At 61.4% G+C, this 16,083-nt stretch carries 19 protein-coding genes; 8 read left to right on the top strand and 11 right to left on the bottom strand.

Features of this window, described 5'->3' with window-relative positions:
- Positions 1 to 60: 60 nt before the first annotated feature.
- Positions 61 to 1,260 (bottom strand): tyrosine--tRNA ligase, encoded by a 1,200-nt coding sequence (gene tyrS / locus Q1W26_RS19690; protein ID WP_300443653.1) that lies wholly within the window; start codon positions 1,258 to 1,260, stop codon positions 61 to 63.
- Between the two features lie 74 nt (positions 1,261 to 1,334).
- On the opposite strand from tyrS, the gene Q1W26_RS19685 reads away from it, so the two are divergent.
- Positions 1,335 to 2,660: a peptidoglycan DD-metalloendopeptidase family protein gene (locus Q1W26_RS19685; protein WP_300443650.1), complete on the top strand. Its 1,326-nt coding sequence runs from the start codon at positions 1,335 to 1,337 to the stop codon at positions 2,658 to 2,660.
- A 286-nt stretch (positions 2,661 to 2,946) separates the two neighbouring features.
- On the opposite strand, the gene erpA is transcribed toward Q1W26_RS19685, so the two are convergent.
- From erpA to rplM, 4 genes are all read right to left on the bottom strand, one after another.
- Positions 2,947 to 3,297, bottom strand: coding sequence for an iron-sulfur cluster insertion protein ErpA (gene erpA, locus Q1W26_RS19680; protein ID WP_300443648.1), 351 nt, complete (start codon positions 3,295 to 3,297; stop codon positions 2,947 to 2,949).
- Between the two features lie 100 nt (positions 3,298 to 3,397).
- Complete coding sequence (gene argC, locus Q1W26_RS19675; RefSeq protein ID WP_300443646.1) at positions 3,398 to 4,426, bottom strand: N-acetyl-gamma-glutamyl-phosphate reductase; 1,029 nt, start codon at positions 4,424 to 4,426, stop codon at positions 3,398 to 3,400.
- A gap of 127 nt (positions 4,427 to 4,553) precedes the next feature.
- The gene (gene rpsI, locus Q1W26_RS19670; RefSeq protein WP_300443643.1) at positions 4,554 to 4,946 is read right to left on the bottom strand and encodes a 30S ribosomal protein S9; all 393 of its coding nucleotides are present in this window, start codon (positions 4,944 to 4,946) and stop codon (positions 4,554 to 4,556) included.
- Positions 4,947 to 4,958: 12 nt separating this feature from the next.
- Complete coding sequence (gene rplM / locus Q1W26_RS19665) at positions 4,959 to 5,387, bottom strand: 50S ribosomal protein L13 (protein ID WP_300443640.1); 429 nt, start codon at positions 5,385 to 5,387, stop codon at positions 4,959 to 4,961.
- 501 nt (positions 5,388 to 5,888) lie between these two features.
- Here rplM and Q1W26_RS19660 point away from each other — a divergent pair.
- Positions 5,889 to 6,311 (top strand): OsmC family protein, encoded by a 423-nt coding sequence (locus tag Q1W26_RS19660; RefSeq protein ID WP_300443637.1) that lies wholly within the window; start codon positions 5,889 to 5,891, stop codon positions 6,309 to 6,311.
- 51 nt (positions 6,312 to 6,362) lie between these two features.
- On the opposite strand, the gene coq7 is transcribed toward Q1W26_RS19660, so the two are convergent.
- From coq7 to Q1W26_RS19645, 3 genes are all read right to left on the bottom strand, one after another.
- Positions 6,363 to 6,983, bottom strand: a complete 621-nt coding sequence (gene coq7, locus Q1W26_RS19655) for a 2-polyprenyl-3-methyl-6-methoxy-1,4-benzoquinone monooxygenase (RefSeq protein WP_300443634.1) — start codon at positions 6,981 to 6,983, stop codon at positions 6,363 to 6,365.
- A gap of 33 nt (positions 6,984 to 7,016) precedes the next feature.
- Complete coding sequence (locus Q1W26_RS19650; protein ID WP_300443631.1) at positions 7,017 to 7,562, bottom strand: CNP1-like family protein; 546 nt, start codon at positions 7,560 to 7,562, stop codon at positions 7,017 to 7,019.
- A gap of 496 nt (positions 7,563 to 8,058) precedes the next feature.
- Positions 8,059 to 8,613 (bottom strand): RNA pyrophosphohydrolase, encoded by a 555-nt coding sequence (locus Q1W26_RS19645; RefSeq protein WP_300443628.1) that lies wholly within the window; start codon positions 8,611 to 8,613, stop codon positions 8,059 to 8,061.
- A gap of 155 nt (positions 8,614 to 8,768) precedes the next feature.
- Here Q1W26_RS19645 and Q1W26_RS19640 point away from each other — a divergent pair, with 155 nt between their 5' ends.
- Complete coding sequence (locus Q1W26_RS19640; RefSeq protein WP_300443625.1) at positions 8,769 to 10,487, top strand: proline--tRNA ligase; 1,719 nt, start codon at positions 8,769 to 8,771, stop codon at positions 10,485 to 10,487.
- A gap of 12 nt (positions 10,488 to 10,499) precedes the next feature.
- Positions 10,500 to 11,120 (top strand): lytic transglycosylase domain-containing protein, encoded by a 621-nt coding sequence (locus tag Q1W26_RS19635; RefSeq protein WP_300443659.1) that lies wholly within the window; start codon positions 10,500 to 10,502, stop codon positions 11,118 to 11,120.
- A 60-nt stretch (positions 11,121 to 11,180) separates the two neighbouring features.
- Here Q1W26_RS19635 and mnmA read toward each other — a convergent pair whose 3' ends face one another.
- From mnmA to Q1W26_RS19620, 3 genes are all read right to left on the bottom strand, one after another.
- Complete coding sequence (mnmA, locus tag Q1W26_RS19630; protein ID WP_300443620.1) at positions 11,181 to 12,293, bottom strand: tRNA 2-thiouridine(34) synthase MnmA; 1,113 nt, start codon at positions 12,291 to 12,293, stop codon at positions 11,181 to 11,183.
- Positions 12,283 to 12,783, bottom strand: coding sequence for a hypothetical protein (locus Q1W26_RS19625; protein ID WP_300443618.1), 501 nt, complete (start codon positions 12,781 to 12,783; stop codon positions 12,283 to 12,285). Before Q1W26_RS19625 ends, mnmA begins: the two co-directional genes overlap by 11 nt.
- Before the next feature lie 77 nt (positions 12,784 to 12,860).
- Positions 12,861 to 13,319: an NUDIX hydrolase gene (locus Q1W26_RS19620; protein ID WP_300443656.1), complete on the bottom strand. Its 459-nt coding sequence runs from the start codon at positions 13,317 to 13,319 to the stop codon at positions 12,861 to 12,863.
- A gap of 116 nt (positions 13,320 to 13,435) precedes the next feature.
- Here Q1W26_RS19620 and Q1W26_RS19615 point away from each other — a divergent pair, with 116 nt between their 5' ends.
- The 4 genes from Q1W26_RS19615 (at position 13,436) to Q1W26_RS19600 (ending at position 16,083) form a co-directional block, all read left to right on the top strand.
- Complete coding sequence (locus tag Q1W26_RS19615; RefSeq protein ID WP_300443615.1) at positions 13,436 to 14,356, top strand: branched-chain amino acid transaminase; 921 nt, start codon at positions 13,436 to 13,438, stop codon at positions 14,354 to 14,356.
- An 18-nt stretch (positions 14,357 to 14,374) separates the two neighbouring features.
- Entirely contained in the window at positions 14,375 to 14,575 is a 201-nt protein-coding gene (locus tag Q1W26_RS19610; RefSeq protein WP_300443612.1) for a zinc-finger domain-containing protein, read from the top strand.
- An 81-nt stretch (positions 14,576 to 14,656) separates the two neighbouring features.
- Positions 14,657 to 15,088, top strand: coding sequence for a nuclear transport factor 2 family protein (locus Q1W26_RS19605; RefSeq protein ID WP_300443609.1), 432 nt, complete (start codon positions 14,657 to 14,659; stop codon positions 15,086 to 15,088).
- Entirely contained in the window at positions 15,085 to 16,083 is a 999-nt protein-coding gene (locus Q1W26_RS19600) for a hydrolase (protein WP_300443606.1), read from the top strand. Before Q1W26_RS19605 ends, Q1W26_RS19600 begins: the two co-directional genes overlap by 4 nt.

Here is a 16,083-nt window from a genome sequence, read left to right as displayed (position 1 = left end):
GCAAGAGAGGCCGCATTATAGAGAACTATCAAAAACAGTCAAGAGATTAAAGAGATAAATCTACTCAATAGCTACCCGCGCAAACTTGCGCTTGCCAACCTGCAGAACCACCGCTTCGCCCGCCCGCAGCACCAAACCCTTGTCCGACACCTTGTCGCCATTCATGCGCACTCCACCCTGATCAATCATGCGAAGTGCCTCCGAGGTACTCGCTGTCAGACCCGCCTGCTTGAGAACCCCAGCAATTCCGACACCCTCATCACCGCATATCAGCGTGAACTCGGGCATCTCGTCGGGAATCGCGTTGCGCTGAAAGCGGGCTTCAAAATCTTCGAGTGCTGCAGCCGCAGCAGCGGCGCCATGAAAGCGCGCAACAATCTCCTGCGCGAGCATCACTTTCACATCGCGCGGATTCCTCCCCTCTGTAATTGAGTGACGAAGAGCCTGAATCTCCGAACTCGGACGAAACGAGAGCAGATCGTAGTAACGCCACATCAAATCATCCGAAATCGACATGATTTTTCCGAAGATTTCGTTCGCCGGCTCGTAGATTCCGATGTAGTTGCCCAGCGACTTGGACATCTTGTTCACGCCGTCCAGCCCCTCCAGCAGCGGCATGGTGAGCACGCACTGCGGCGCTTGACCGTAATGCTTCTGCAGCTCCCTGCCGACCAGAAGATTGAAGCGCTGATCCGTGCCGCCCAGCTCGATATCGGCCTTCATCGCAACGGAGTCATACCCCTGGCACAAGGGGTAAAGAAACTCGTGAATGGCGATCGGCTGCTGGGCAGCGTAACGTTTCGAGAAGTCATCTCGCTCGAGCATCCGCGCGACGGTATGCTGCGCCGCAAGACGGATCATGCCCGACGCACCGAGCGCCTCCATCCAGCTGGAGTTGAAGCACACCTCGGTCTTGGCAGGATCTAGGATCTTGAAGACCTGCTCCTGGTAGGTCTTGGCATTTTCGAGCACCTGATCTCGGGTCAGCGGCGGGCGCGTTGTGTTCTTTCCGGACGGATCGCCGATCATCCCGGTGAAATCACCGATCAGAAACATCACCTGATGGCCGAGCTCCTGAAAATGGCGCAGCTTGTTGATCAGGACGGTATGCCCGAGATGTAGATCAGGCGCCGTGGGGTCGAAGCCGGCCTTGACGCGCAAGACTCTGCCCGTTTTGAGCTTTTCAACAAGCTCGGCTTCGACCAGGAGCTCATCAGCTCCACGTTTGATAAATTCCAGCGCCGCAGTAATTTCGGTCATATTTGTCCTTGCGCAAGTCCAGACACGCGTCGTTTTTGTTAGACTTCGCGGCTTGTTTTTGCTTGGAAAGTCTGATGCTTAGAGAAAAGACGGCGATTCTAGCGCATCTCAAAAAGCTTCGCGAAGGCGTCACGACGCGGACGTGGCGCGTTGCGGGTGCGGGCCTTGGGTCTGCGGTGGGAATGGCCGCGGCCATCGCGGTGGCGCCGGGCATGCCCGTGGAGCCGCTCGTCACGGAAACGGTGGTTGAACAACTGGCACCCCCTTCCGTCTCTGTCAGTCGCAACGACCAGCGCCCGTTTATCCGCGAAGACAGGATCCGCGCCGGCGAGAGCTTGGCTGGTGCACTGCGTCGCCTTGGCGTTTCCGCAGGCGCCCTGACCGCACAGGCGAACAACCCGAAGCTTACGAAAGAACTGGCCGGCACTTTCCGCCCCGGAGCCCTGATCACCGTCGCCAGCACCGCCGAAGGCGGGCTCCACTCAGCATCGATTTCAGCCCCGGGATCAGACAGCGCGCACGTCATCGAAGTAACGGACGGAAGATTGCACGCAAGCCAGAAGGCGCTTGCCCTGGAGAGCCGTATTCACATGCAGGGAGGAACAGTGCAATCGTCTCTGTTCGCCGCCATGGATGCGGTGGGCCTTCCCGACAGCGTGGCAGAAGAACTCTCGCGGATTTTCGGCGACGACATCGACTTTCACACAGACCTGCGCAAGGGCGACCGCTTCAGCGTCATCTACGAAGTGCTCTACCACCAGGGCCGCGCCATTCGCACCGGAAAAATTATCGCCGCCGAGTTCATCAACCAAGGCGTTCGACACTCGGCCCACCTCTTCACTCAGCCAAACGGCAGCCAAGACTATTACAACCAGGACGGAAAAAGCCACAGGGAAGGCTTTCTTCGCTCACCGCTGGAGTTCTCCCGCGTCAGCTCAGGTTTTTCGATGCGGCTTCACCCGGTGTTCGGCACTTGGCGCGAACACAAGGGCGTCGATTACGCAGCGCCTCACGGCACGGCCGTCAAGGCCACATCGGACGGCACGGTCGAATTCGTCGGTCAGCAGAACGGGTACGGAAATTTCATCGTACTGCGCCATGGCGACAAGTACACGACAGGATATGGGCACCTGAGCGGCTTCGCGCGCGGCCTGAAGCCTGGCTCCCGCGTAACCCAGGGTGAGACAATCGGCTACGTTGGAAGCACCGGCTGGGCCACCGGCCCCCACTTGCATTACGAGTTCCGGATCAACAATATCCACCAAGACCCACTGACGGTCAGCCTGCCCAACGCGACCGCATTGAGCGGCAGCGCGCTAGCCACCTTCCGCGCCCAAACAACAGCCCTGTCGGCCCGGCTCACTCAACTCCAGCAGGACAAGACGGCCTTTCTGGACTGAAGAAACGGAAGACTCCGAAGCCCCCTCCTGCCTTCAGACAAACACCACAGCCCCCGCCCCGCCCGTCGGGGGCTTTGTTTTTTATGAGCAGGCATACTCCGAAGCCTGCCCTTTCCGTTCAGACCGAGTTAGCTCAACCTGCGGCGCGACTTGCTATCGCAGATAGTTCGCCCACGCTGGGCGCACAAATACAAAACGCCCGATGAGATTCATCGGGCGTTTTCGAGTTTAACCTGACCGGCTAGACGGCACGCCGACAGGCGCAAGCTACAACATCAAGGATCAATCAGGCAGAGAACGAAGAACCGCAGCCACAGGTGCTCGTTGCATTCGGATTCCGGATCACAAACTGGGAACCCTCCAGACCTTCGGTGTAGTCGATCTCGGCGCCGACCAGGTACTGGTAGCTCATCGGATCGATCAGAAGCATCACGCCATCCTTTTCCAGCACAGTGTCGTCTTCGTTACGGATTTCGTCAAAGGTAAAACCGTACTGAAACCCGGAACAGCCACCGCCACTCACAAAAACCCGCAGCTTCAGATCGGGATTACCTTCCTCGATGATCAAATCTTTAACTTTGTTCGCCGCACTATCGGTGAAGACAAACGGGCTGGGGGTTTCGATTACGGCATTCATGGAACAACTCCTTCAGATTTATTTGCGGATTATGGTCAGCGCACCGGCAAGCGGTCAACACACTGACAGCAAATAGTCGACAAAATTACTCGTCTTTAGTTCAGGGCATGACGGGAATCTGGCCCAGTCCGGCGATTTCGGGGAGGTCAAACAGAATGTTCATGTTTTGTACCGCCTGCCCCGCCGCTCCCTTGACCAAGTTGTCGATGACCGACAGCACCACCACCACGTCGCCTCCTTGCGGTCGATGAACCGCAATGCGACACATGTTTGCCGAGCGAACAGAGCGCGTGGACGGGTGCGAGCCCTTGGGCATGACATCCACAAAGGCCTCGCCGGCAAAGCGCTCTTCGAATAGGGCCTGCAAGTCGACATCCTTCTTGAGACGCCCGTAGAGCGTCGCATGAATTCCACGGATCAGGGGCGTCAGGTGGGGCACAAAGGTCAGACCGACTGGCGCACCGGCAAACCTCGACAAACCTTGCCGGATCTCCGGCAGATGGCGATGACCGGCCACACCGTAAGCCTGGAAGTTATCCGCCGACTCTGCAAAAAGGATGTGGGTTTCAGCCTTGCGCCCGGCCCCCGAGACGCCCGACTTGGAGTCCGCAATCAGGCCGTCGAGCTCGATCACCCCCGCCTCGACCAGCGGCAAAAAGCCCAGCTGAACCGCCGTGGGGTAGCAGCCCGGGTTGGCCACGATACGGGCACTCTTGATCGCTGCGCGATTAACCTCCGGCAAGCCGTACACAGCTTCGGCCACCAATTCCGGGCAGGCATGCTTCATGCCGTACCATTTTTCCCACTCGGCAATATCCGAAATGCGGAAATCCGCGGCGAGATCGATCACCTTGACCCCCGCAGCCACCAGATCGGCAGCCTGCTGCATGGCAATGCCGTTGGGCGTGGCAAAGAAAACCACGTCGCAGGCGGCAAGATTGGCGGACTGAGGATCGACAAAACGCAGATCAACCCGACGACGCAGACTCGGGAACATATCAGCGACCGGCACCCCTGCATCGCCACGCGACGTAATCGCCTTGATCTCTACTTCCGGATGCTGTGCCAGCAAACGCAGCAACTCGACGCCGGTATATCCGGTACCACCTACAACACCAACCTTGATCATGCTCGCCCCCAACAGGAAATGAACAACCAGCGCAACCCGACGTCCGCGCCACACCGGGTGAAAGATACTACTTCCAGATGACAAAAAGCCGCCCGAAGGCGGCCTTTTGGTACAACTGTCGAAACGATTAACGCTTCGAGAATTGCTTGCGACGACGCGCCTTGCGGAAGCCGACTTTCTTACGCTCGACTTCGCGGGCATCGCGAGTAACCAGGCCAGCCTTTTTCAGGGGCGACTTGAGTTCCGCATCGTAGTCGATCAGGGCACGCGTAATGCCGTGACGCACGGCACCAGCCTGACCCGATTCGCCACCGCCGGTCACATTGACCAGGATGTCGAAGTTGTCGGTAAAGTTGGTCAGCACGAGCGGCTGACGAACGATCATCCGACCGGTTTCACGGGAGAAGAACTCATCGACAGGCTTGCCATTGACGACAATGCTGCCGGTGCCCTTCTTCATAAATACACGGGCAACGGCAGACTTCCGGCGACCGGTACCGTAGTTGTAAGTCACAGCCATGGTTGGCTCCTGTTAAATCGCGAGAACTTTGGGCTGCTGGGCGGCGTGCGGATGCTCGGCGCCAGCGTAGCACTTCATCTTCTTAATCATCGCATAGCCGAGCGGGCCCTTGGGCAGCATGCCCTTGACAGCCTTTTCCAGCACGCGAGCAGGGAAGCGCTGCTGCAGCTTGGTGAAGTTGGTTTCGTAGATACCACCCGGATAACCGGAGTGGCTGTAGTACTTCTTGTCTTGGGCCTTGTTGCCGGTCACACGCAGCTTATCAACGTTGACGACGACGATAAAATCACCCGTATCGACGTGCGGCGTGTAGATGGCTTTATGTTTGCCGCGCAAGCGACGCGCAACTTCGGAAGCAAGCCGACCAAGGACCAGGTCCGTCGCGTCTACGACGAACCAGTCGTGCTTGACCTCATGCGGCTTGGCAGAAAACGTTTTCATGGAGAATCCTCAGACTTTTCCCGACACCGGGAACAAACCATAATTCGGAAAGCCGCGGATTCTATCGCGCAGCTCGGGCCTTTGTCAAACCCTATCGAGAGATAAAAAAAAGCGCAGATCGGGGAGATCTGCGCTAAATCCACACCAAAGGAGGAGGGTGGAGGAGACACCTTTCAGCTGCTTCAACCAACAAAAGCAACTGGACTGAATGAATTATCGCGATGTACCCGTGCAGGCGCAAGCAATTTTTGTGCGTCGCGTCACAAATACTCTGATGCCCGTATAAATATCATTTATCGCAAAAAAACACTCGCAACCCATTGTTTTAAATAGGTAAGAAACTACCCCAAACACATAAACGCACTGAGCCACCCTACCCCCTGAAGATCGCCTTGCTGCACCGCAACAAAGACACCTCAGACTGCTGGCCATGGTCCGGCTACAATCCGTATTCCCGGGCGCCGGTTGTGGGCGCGCCAGTTGATTTCTGAGGAACGTAGAATGGAATGCGTAGTCAAGTGGGGCGGTGCGGACGGTATGACCTTCCATGCCGAAACAGGTTCCGGACACCTTGTGGCAATGGATGGTGCGCCGGAAGCCGGTGGGCGCAATCTCGCGCCCCGACCGATGGAGATGATGCTGGCCGGCGCTGGAGGCTGCACAGCCTTCGATGTGGTGTTGATCCTCAAGCGCAGTCGCCAGGAGGTCACTGACTGCGCGGTAAGCCTGAAGGCCGAGCGGGCCGAGACGGACCCGAAGGTTTTCACCCGCATCGCCTTTCATTACAAAGTGAGCGGCCACAACCTCAAGCCCGAGTCAGTCGAGCGGGCCATCAGGCTTTCTTACGAAAAGTACTGCTCGGCGACGGTCATGCTCGGCAAGACCGCTGTGATCGAGCACACCTGGGAAATCGTAGAAGCCTGAGCGACTACGGGCGCAGGCGTCATGCCGACGCCTTTGGCGCCAATCGCCGCACTACACCCAGTAGGCCACGCCGGTCATGACTTTGGAGGTCGCCTTCATGGCGGCCTTGACCGGCGCAGGCAGTTCCACCGCGCCAAGCCCCAGCGCCGTTTCGGCGTGAGCCACCTCATCGACCTTCATCTGCTCGACGATTTCCCGCGAGCGAAGATCCTGGGCGGGCAATCGTTCCAGGTGACTCTTGAGGTGGGCTTCAACCTGACGCTCGGTTTCCGCGAGGAAACCGAGGTTCACGCCGTCGCCGAAGCGTGCGGCGATCATGCCGATGGCCAGGGAGCTTCCATACCAGAGCGGATTGAGCAGGCTCTTTCGCCCCCCCAGCTCGGCAATCCGGCGCTCGGTCCAGGCAAGATGCTCCGTTTCCTCATGGGCCGCCCCCTCGAGCGCGCGCTTGATCCCTTCGTCCTTGGACATCAGCGCCTGCCCCTGGTAGAGCGCCTGGGCACAGATTTCGCCGCAGTGGTTCACCCGCATCAGGGCAGCGGCATTCCGCCGCTCCTCGTCAGACAGTTCCGCCTCGGGCTGGGCGGCGCCAGGCACGGGGCGCACCGTGTGCGCATTGGCAAACACCGTGCGCAGCGCCTTGTCAAAACCGATAATCAGCTGGTCAATCATCTCTCACAACCTCGAAATTCAGGATTCGGATTCTTAACGCGGCAGAGCGCCGTAGCGGAGCGAGCGGAGGATCTGGTCCAGCACGGGCCGAGCCTCGCCCGGACGGCAGAAGTAGTCTTTGAAGAGCGCTGCGTGCTGCCGGTTAAACGCGTTGTCGGCGATCTGCGCCCATGCGTCGTTGCCGGAACGCACCCACTCGCCGCCGCTACGCCCGATGGCGTACAGCTTGCGTTCGGCGGTCTCGCAACGAATGCCCTCATAACTCACGTTTTCGGCGCCCCCTGCTCCCCGCACGACCAGCGTGTAGCGCACGACGCCATCGTCGGCGAGGCTGAGCGATCTGGCGTCGATGAAGAATGAGGCCGTGGCGGACGAGCTGACATCAAAGGCAAGCAAATCTGCGGGCGCCGGATAGGGCGGAAAACGGACCTCTCCCTCTTTCCAGTCGGGCTTGCCATCGCTCTCGAACAGCGCAGTTCGCTGAGCATGGGCCACCGACACGGAGAGAAGTGCGACCGACACGATCGCGAAAGCGCCTTGACGCAGGCGACGGGAAAACGCGGACATGGGAACCTTCAAGGAAACGGACTCCTGATTCTACAACCTCTCCCCCGCCAGCCGTGGCAACAGCGATCAGCTGGCGCAAAAAGCCTGGATGTCAGCGCGACCCAGCCTGGAGGGCAAGCCGGAACTGCGGAACAAATCTCGCACAACAGCCAGCTGCCAGGCTTGAGGATTGCCACGACACACTGGACGTGGCTGAACACCCAGCCCGATTCAAGCAGGTTCAAGCAGGTATCAGTGACGGGAAATCACAATGGCAGGAAAGCGCCGGGAATCAGCCATTTCCTGGATCGTAGCCAAAAACGGAGATATCTTCGCAAGACGCCGGGCCGTGGCTCGTTCACCGCATCCGCTCAGGATCAGGATCACCTGATCTGATGGAGCCTGCGCCATGAGGTGTATCCCGAGTCGCCCGATATCTGAAACCGGAAGCGCTGGCCAGGGCAGCGAAGGCAGGTTTCAGATCCGGGACGGGGACATAGACGCAGGGCTTCAGCTCTGCAAGAAAGGGTCAGGGAGAGGAGTGTGGAACGTCTTCGGGCCCGAGCGGCATATCAAAGAGCCGGTAACTTTCGGGGATATCGAACAGCCGGTCACGAAACAGCAGGCGTGCCAACTCCAGCAACGCAGACTGGTACACGCCGCGCTTGAACTCGATCACCGCCTCCAGCGGCACCCAGTAATAACTCCAGCGCCAGGCATCGAACTCCGGGTGATTGCTGGCGCGCAGACAAACGTCGGAATCTCGCCCCACCAGTCGCAGCAGAAACCAGATCTGTTTCTGTCCCCGATAGGTGTTACGCCATTCCCGCTTGATCCAGTGCTTGGGCACCTCGTAACGCAACCAGCCGCGTGTGCGGCCAATGACGCGAACGTGCTCAGGCTTCAAGCCGACTTCTTCGTAGAGCTCCCGGTACATGGCCTGTTCCGGCGATTCGCCGTGCTTGATTCCGCCTTGCGGAAACTGCCAGGAATGTTCTCGTATCCGTTTGCCCCAGAAAACTTCGTTGCGCGCATTCACCAGAATGATGCCGACGTTAGGCCGAAAGCCTTCACGGTCGAGCATGGTGCAACCTTTAATTCATGAACTGGCCAGAATTCTTCCACATTTCCCCCGCCCTTGAAAGGAGCACGCCCGAAACGGTGCGTTGCGACACGAACACCGCCAAGGCTGCGGGTGCACGCTAAAATTGCAAATTGAACTTTCAACGGATTCCGTCCATGCGTGCCTCCCAGTTCTTCCTCTCGACCCTCAAGGAAGCCCCGTCCGACGCCGAAGTCATCAGTCACAAGCTGATGATGCGGGCAGGGCTGATCAAACGCCTTGCCGGCGGCATCTACACCTGGATGCCGCTGGGCTTGCGAGCCCTGCGCAAGGTGGAAGCGATCGTGAGGGAAGAAATGAACCGAGCTGGCGCCATCGAGGTGCTGATGCCGGCCGTGCAGCCCGCCGAACTGTGGCAGGAGTCCGGCCGCTGGGATTTCTATGGCCCCGAACTGCTGCGCTTCAAGGATCGTCACGACCGTGAATTCGTCGTCGGCCCGACCCACGAGGAAGTCATCACCGACGTGGTGCGCCGCGATCTGCGCAGCTACCGCCAGCTGCCCAAGCATTTCTATCAGATCCAGACCAAGTTCCGCGACGAGATCCGCCCCCGCTTCGGCGTGATGCGCGGCCGCGAGTTCGTCATGAAAGACGGCTACTCCTTCCACAGTTCCTTCGAGGATCTGCAGCGTGAGTACCGCAACATGTACGACACCTACCACCGCATCTTCAACCGCCTCGGCCTGAAGTTCCGCGCGGTGGCTGCCGACACCGGCTCGATCGGCGGCACCGGCTCCCACGAATTCCATGTCATCGCCGAAACCGGCGAGGACGACATCGCCTACTGCCCGGATTCCGACTACGCCGCCAACGTCGAACTGGCCGAGGCGGTCGCCCCTGCAATGCCGCGCCCCGCGGCCACGGCAGCGCTGACCAAGGTGCCCACCCCCGGCGCCAAGACCATCGCCGAGCTGGCTGCCTTCCTGAAGATTCCCGCCGAAACCACCGTCAAGGCCATCGTCGTCGAAGGCGACGACGCGTCCGGCGGCAAGCCCGTTCTGCTGCTGCTGCGCGGCGACCACGAGCTTAACGAGGTCAAGGCCCAGAAGATCGCCGGCATCCGCAACCCGCTCACCTTCGCCACGCCCGGCGACATCCTCACCGCCTTTGGAGCCAACGCCGGCTCGCTCGGCCCCATCGGCTTCACCGGCCGCGTAGTGATGGACCGCACGGTGGCTGCGATGGCCGATTTCGTCACCGGCGCCAACGACGACGACCACCATTACACCGGCGCCAACATCGGCCGCGACTTCCCCGAAGCCGAAGTGGCCGACCTGCGCAACGTCGTCGTCGGCGACCCCTCGCCGGACGGCAAGGGCAGCCTCGAAATCTGCCGCGGCATCGAAGTCGGCCATATCTTCCAGCTGCGCACCAAGTACGCCGAAGCCCTCAACTGCAAGTTCCTCAACGAGCAGGGCAAGGAGCAGATCATGGAGATGGGCTGCTACGGCATTGGCGTATCGCGCATCCTCGGCGCCGCCATCGAGCAGAACAACGACGCCCGCGGCATCATCTGGCCGGACGCCATCGCCCCCTTCCAGGTCGCCATCGTGCCGATGGGCTTTGCCAAGTCCGAGGCCGTGCGTGACGCCGCCAACGCGCTTTACGCCGAGCTGTCGGCCGCCGGCATCGACGTCTTCCTCGACGATCGCGACGAGCGCCCGGGCTCGCTCCTGGCCGACAACGAACTGATCGGCACGCCCCACCGCGTGGTGATCGGCGATCGCGGCCTGAAGGAAGGCGTGGTCGAGTACCAGGGGCGTCGCGAGGCGGAAGCGACCAAGCTTGCGCTCGCCGATGTCGCTGCAGTCGTCATCGCCAAGCTGAAGGGCTGACCGGTGACCAGCCTGCGCAACACGCTTGCCCCCGCCCTCCTCGCCGTGCTGCTGGCAGGCGGGGCGACGCCTGCGCAGGCCGGCAACCAGCAATACGAACCGCTGGCCGCCAGCGTGCAGGCCGCCCTGCACACGGCGGTTGCCGACCAGGCACCGCTGGACACCAGCTTCCAGCGCTCGCCCGAACGGGCGCGCTGGCTGGCCGAAATGTCCCAGCGCCTGGCCCGGCGCATCCCCGATGAAACCTATCGCTCCGAACTCCTGCGCGCGGTGCACTACGAAGCCACCCGCGCCGGACTCGATCCGCAACTGGTGCTGGGCCTGATCCAGGTGGAAAGCGGCTTCAAGAAATACGCCCTGTCCACCGCCGGCGCCCGCGGCTACATGCAGGTCATGCCTTTCTGGACCAGGCTGATCGGCACGCCCGACAGCAACCTTTTCCACATGCGCACCAACCTGCGCTTCGGTTGCACAATCCTGCGACACTACGTCGACATCGAAAAGGGCGACCTCTTCCGCGCGCTCGGCCGCTACAACGGCAGCCTCGGCCGGGCCGAATACCCCAACCTGGTGCGCGCCGCGTGGGAGCGCAACTGGTCTTACGACAGCATCCGTCTCGCCCAGAACCCCTGAGCGACCGCATCAAGTACAACGGGCGCCACGGCGCCCGTTTTTAATGGCAAGAGGCCCGCCTTATGCCACGATGATGCCGCCGCCCAGACACACCTTGCTTTCGTACACCACCACGCTCTGCCCCGGCGTCACCGCCCATTGCGGCTGGGCGAAGGCGATCTCGGCGCGGCCGGCCGCAAGCACGTCGATCTCACAGGGCGCATCCGGCGTGCGGTAACGCGGCTTGGCGGTATAAACCCAATGGGTACGCGGATCATGCCCCGACACCCACGACAGATCTGCCGCAATCAGGCGATCCTTCAGCAGCGCCGGATGATCATGGCTCTGCACCACGTAGAGCACATTTTTAGCCACATCCTTCTGCGCCACATACCAGGCGTCATGCTCGCCGGCGTCGTCCTGGTTGCCCTTGATGCCGCCGATCTGCAGACCTTTGCGCTGACCGATGGTGTGATGCATCAGCCCCTGATGCTGGCCGATCACCCGATCGCCATCCAGCGTGCGGATCTCACCCGGCCTAGCCGGCAGGTAGCGCCCGAGGAATTCACGGAATGGACGCTCGCCGATGAAGCAGATTCCGGTCGAGTCCTTCTTGGCGAACACATGCAAGCCGGCCGCCTCAGCCATCTTGCGCACGTCGCGCTTGTAGAGGTGGCCGATGGGAAACAGGGTTTTCGACAGCTGCGCCTGATTCAGTCGATACAGGAAGTAGCTCTGGTCCTTGGTACCGTCCTCGGCCTTCATGAGCTGGTATTCGGTACGACCGTCGTTGGTCCATTCACGCACCTGGGCGTAATGGCCGGTGGCAATCCGGTCGGCGCCAAGCGCCATCGCATGGTCGAGAAAGGCCCGGAACTTGATTTCCGAGTTGCACAAAATATCCGGATTGGGCGTGCGGCCGGCTTCGTACTCGCTCAGAAAGCCGGCAAAAACCCGCTCCTTGTACTCCTTCGAGAAGTTGACCACTTCCAGGTCGATGCCGATCACGTCCGCCACCGACACCACATCCACCAGATCCTGACGGGTCGAACAGTATTCATCGTCATCGTCGTCCTCCCAGTTCTTCATGAACAGGCCGACCACGTCGTAGCCCTGCTGCTTGAGCAGCAAGGCCGCCACCGATGAATCCACGCCGCCGGACATGCCGACGACGACTTTTTGCTTATGAGACATTCGGTCCTTCTCCATCCAGCCAATCTTCCAGGGGCAACACCACGGCTGGATCGCCGTGCTCCCCGAACCAGGAATCCACTACAAAACGCGCGCCATCCGCAGGCGACGCTTCACTGCGCTCGCGGATAACCGCCGAAAAATGTTGGGCAAACACCCAGCGCACCCGCCGGCTGACGGGCTCCACCGCATGAAAGCGCAGCAGGCCGCGCGCCTCCAGCATGCGGAGCAACTGCGTCGTCGATTCGGAATGATCGACACAGTCCATCATTCCGTTCTCACCAAAATCCAGATAGTTGCCAGGCCGATCCGCACCAATCGGCGACTGCTCGCCGGCCCAGCGGTAAAGCTGCCCCACCACCCGGGCCAGAATCGCCCGCTCCGCCACCGCAGAATCCGCCAGCCGCAAGCGGCCGGCAATTTCCACCAGACGCAGCTCGGAAAAAACCACCCCGGCCCTGGCAAGGCAGCCGTAGTTGTAGCAGATCTCCACCCGCTCATCCGCCACCGCCGGCCCAGCGGACAAGCCGACGAAAAACGCAGCCAGGCAGGGCACGAGAACGCGCATCCTCAGGCGTCGTAATGCCGGATCAGATCCAGCGGAAAACGCCGGCCGGCCATGTAATCCTCGCAGCACTGCAGGATCAGCGGGCTGCGATGACGCTCGCGCGTGGCACGAAGCTCGTCGAGACTCATCCACACCGCCCGCACGATTCCGCTGTCTAGCGCGCGATCCGGATCGAAACCGGTGATCGCACCGCCAAAGGCAAACCGCAGGTAAGTGATATCACCCGCCGGCCGCGGCCACTGGTAGATGCCGACCAGAAACTCCGGCCGGAACTGGTGAGCGGTTTCTTCCAGCGCCTCGCGGGCCGCAGCCTGCACCAGCGATTCCCCCTCGTCGAGGTGACCTGCAGGCTGATTGAAGCGCAGCCCGTCATCGGTTTCCTCTTCCACCATCAGAAAGCGCCCGTCGCGCTCGACAACGGCCGCCACCGTGACATTCGGCTTCCAGATCCTCATGGGCAAACCCCGTACTGGCAAAAGCAGCATTTTAACCCCTTCGGCCCGACGGTCCGCAGGCCTGCGGAATGCGCTAGAATCGAAGGCTTAATTTTACTGTTCTCAGCTGGAGATCCCCCATCATGTCCATGTCCGACCGCGACGGTTTCATCTGGTACGACGGCAAGCTTGTTCCGTGGCGTGAAGCAACCACCCACGTGCTCACCCACTCCCTTCACTACGGCCTGTCCGTATTCGAGGGCGTCCGCGCGTACAACACCGTCAAGGGCACGGCCATTTTCCGTCTCGCCGAGCACACCCAGCGCCTGATCAACTCCGGCAAGATCTACATGATGAACATTCCTTACACCAAGGAAGTTCTGATGGAAGCCCAGCTCGAAGTGGTTCGCGCCAACAAGCTCGAAAGCTGCTACCTGCGTCCGATCGCCTTCTACGGCTCCGAAAAGATGGGCATCTCCACCAAGGGTGCCACGGTGCACGTCGCCATCGCCGCCTGGCCGTGGGGCGCTTACCTGGGCGAAGAAGCCCTCGAGCACGGCATCCGCGTGAAGATTTCCTCCTTTGCCCGCCACCACGTCAACGTGACGATGCCGCGCGCCAAGCTGGCCTCCACCTACGCCAACTCCATCCTCGCCAACGAAGAAGCCGTCGAAGCCGGCTACGATGAAGCCCTGCTGCTCGACACCAACGGTTTCGTGGCCGAAGGCGCAGGCGAGAACCTCTTCCTGGTCAAGGACGGCGTGATCTACGAACCCGAGATCGCCTCCGCCCTCACCGGCATCACCCGCTCTTCGGTCATCCAGGTCGCCAAGGAATTCGGCCTCGACGTGGTTTCCAAGCGCGTCACCCGCGACGACGTGTACATCGCCGACGAAGCCTTCTTCACCGGCACCGCCGCCGAAGTCACCCCGATCCGCGACGTGGACGGCCGGATCATCGGCGAAGGCAAGCGCGGCCCGGTTACCCAGAAGCTGCAAAAGCGTTTCTTCGAAATCGTGAACGGCCAGGCGCCCGAATACGAGAACTGGCTGTCCTTCATCTAAGCCCCGGGGGAGAACTACATGCCTGAAAACCAGGACAAGACCAAGCCGATCGAAGTGACCGCCAAGGATCTGCCGCTGCAGTGTCCGATGCCCGACGCCCCGCTGTGGGCGCGCCATCCGCGGGTTTTCCTCGACGTCACCTCGGAAGGCCAGGCTCGCTGCCCCTACTGCGGCGCCCAGTATGTCCTCACGGGCGAGCGCCCCAAAGGTCATCACTGACACTCCGAGGATGTTTCGGTCGGCACGGGGGCGGCAACGCCCCCGTGCCGTATCCGGACACCCGCCGCGAAAGCCTGCCCCATGACGAACCCCATCTTCACCTCGCCCGAGGAGGCTGAAGCCGCCTTCTACGCGAGCCTCTCCCATGCCGACCTCGACGGCATGATGGCCGTGTGGTCGGAAGACGAAGAGGTCGTGTGCATCCATCCGGGCAGCATCCGCCTGGTCGGGATTCCGGCGATCCGTGAATCGTGGCGGCAACTCTTCGAAGCCGGAACCCGCATCATCGTGCATCCCACCCAGCCGGTGCAGTGGCTCAACGTGATGACCGCGGTGCATACCGTCCATCAGCGCGTCCACCTCGAAGGCGACCATCGCCTGCACCCGCCCATCATCGCGACCAACGTCTTCACCCGTGGGCCCGTCGGCTGGCGAATGGTCCTGCATCACGCCTCCCCGGCCCCCGACATGGACAACCTGCGCGGCAGCGACAGCCCGCACATCATCCATTGAGCCCCGCGCCCGGCTCCGCCTACATCGCACCCCGCTGGCTTCCCGGCGGACACCTCCAGACCATCTGGCCCCTGCTCCGCAAGGGGCCGCTGCCTGATTTCAGGCGCGAACGCTGGGACACACCGGACGGCGATTTCATCGACCTCGACTGGCTGCCCCACCGGCCTGGAGCCCCGCTGGTCATCCTCTTCCACGGCCTTGAAGGCTCCAGCCGCTCACCCTACGCCCGCAGCCTGATGCGCCATCTCGCAGCCCGGGGCTGGAACGGCGTGGTGCCACATTTTCGCGGCTGCTCCGGCGAGCCCAACCGACAGCCCCGCGCCTACCATTCCGGCGACGCCGACGAAATCGGCTGGATTCTCGAACGCCTGGCCGCCCTTCATCCCCACGTGCCGCGCTACGCCGCCGGCGTCTCCCTCGGCGGCAACGCCCTGCTCCTGTGGCTGGGCACCCGGGGCCTGGCTGCCAGCCGCATCGTCAGCGCGGCTGCCGCCATCTGCCCGCCTCTTGACCTCTCCGCCGCCGGTCACAACCTGGGACGCGGCTTCAACCGCCTCTACACCCGCCACTTCCTGGCCACGCTCAAGGCAAGCGCAGCCCTCAAGCTGCAACGCCACCCCGGCCTCTTCGACAGAGACGCCATGTTGCGGGCCGCCAATCTCTACGAATTCGACAACCTCGTCACCGCCCCGCTCCACGGGTTTCGCAATACCGACGACTACTGGCTGCGCGCCTCGAGCAAGCCCCACCTGACTGACATCCGGCTGCCGACGCTGCTCATCAACCCGCTGAACGACCCCTTCCTGCCGGCCCGCCACCTGCCCGGCGGGGACGAGGTTTCCGCCTGCATCCAGCTTGAGCAGCCAGCGGACGGCGGCCACGTGGGCTTCGTCAGCGGCCCCTGGCCCGGAAACCTGGACTGGCTGCCAAACCGGCTCGTGCGCTTTTTCACGGATATCGGCAATTGCCAAACGGCTTTTCCGCCAATTGCTTAG

The sequence above is a fragment of the Zoogloea sp. genome, from assembly GCF_030157465.1.
Classification (GTDB): domain Bacteria; phylum Pseudomonadota; class Gammaproteobacteria; order Burkholderiales; family Rhodocyclaceae; genus Zoogloea.
Note: the sequence above shows the minus strand (reverse complement) of the source record. Positions and strands in the feature narration are given on the sequence as shown.

Bases quoted from the DNA above. Each gene is read 5' to 3' on its own strand.
- Q1W26_RS19605 (WP_300443609.1), top strand. From the start codon at position 14,657: ATGACGAACCCCATCTTCACCTCGCCCGAGGAGGCTGAAGCCGCCTTC.
- Q1W26_RS19640 (WP_300443625.1), top strand. From the start codon at position 8,769: ATGCGTGCCTCCCAGTTCTTCCTCTCGACCCTCAAGGAAGCCCCGTCC.
- Q1W26_RS19615 (WP_300443615.1), top strand. From the start codon at position 13,436: ATGTCCATGTCCGACCGCGACGGTTTCATCTGGTACGACGGCAAGCTT.
- erpA (WP_300443648.1), bottom strand. From the start codon at position 3,297: ATGAATGCCGTAATCGAAACCCCCAGCCCGTTTGTCTTCACCGATAGT.
- mnmA (WP_300443620.1), bottom strand. From the start codon at position 12,293: ATGTCTCATAAGCAAAAAGTCGTCGTCGGCATGTCCGGCGGCGTGGAT.
- rpsI (WP_300443643.1), bottom strand. From the start codon at position 4,946: ATGGCTGTGACTTACAACTACGGTACCGGTCGCCGGAAGTCTGCCGTT.
- Q1W26_RS19645 (WP_300443628.1), bottom strand. From the start codon at position 8,613: ATGCTCGACCGTGAAGGCTTTCGGCCTAACGTCGGCATCATTCTGGTG.
- Q1W26_RS19660 (WP_300443637.1), top strand. From the start codon at position 5,889: ATGGAATGCGTAGTCAAGTGGGGCGGTGCGGACGGTATGACCTTCCAT.
- rplM (WP_300443640.1), bottom strand. From the start codon at position 5,387: ATGAAAACGTTTTCTGCCAAGCCGCATGAGGTCAAGCACGACTGGTTC.
- coq7 (WP_300443634.1), bottom strand. From the start codon at position 6,983: ATGATTGACCAGCTGATTATCGGTTTTGACAAGGCGCTGCGCACGGTG.
- Q1W26_RS19685 (WP_300443650.1), top strand. From the start codon at position 1,335: ATGCTTAGAGAAAAGACGGCGATTCTAGCGCATCTCAAAAAGCTTCGC.
- tyrS (WP_300443653.1), bottom strand. From the start codon at position 1,260: ATGACCGAAATTACTGCGGCGCTGGAATTTATCAAACGTGGAGCTGAT.
- argC (WP_300443646.1), bottom strand. From the start codon at position 4,426: ATGATCAAGGTTGGTGTTGTAGGTGGTACCGGATATACCGGCGTCGAG.
- Q1W26_RS19610 (WP_300443612.1), top strand. From the start codon at position 14,375: ATGCCTGAAAACCAGGACAAGACCAAGCCGATCGAAGTGACCGCCAAG.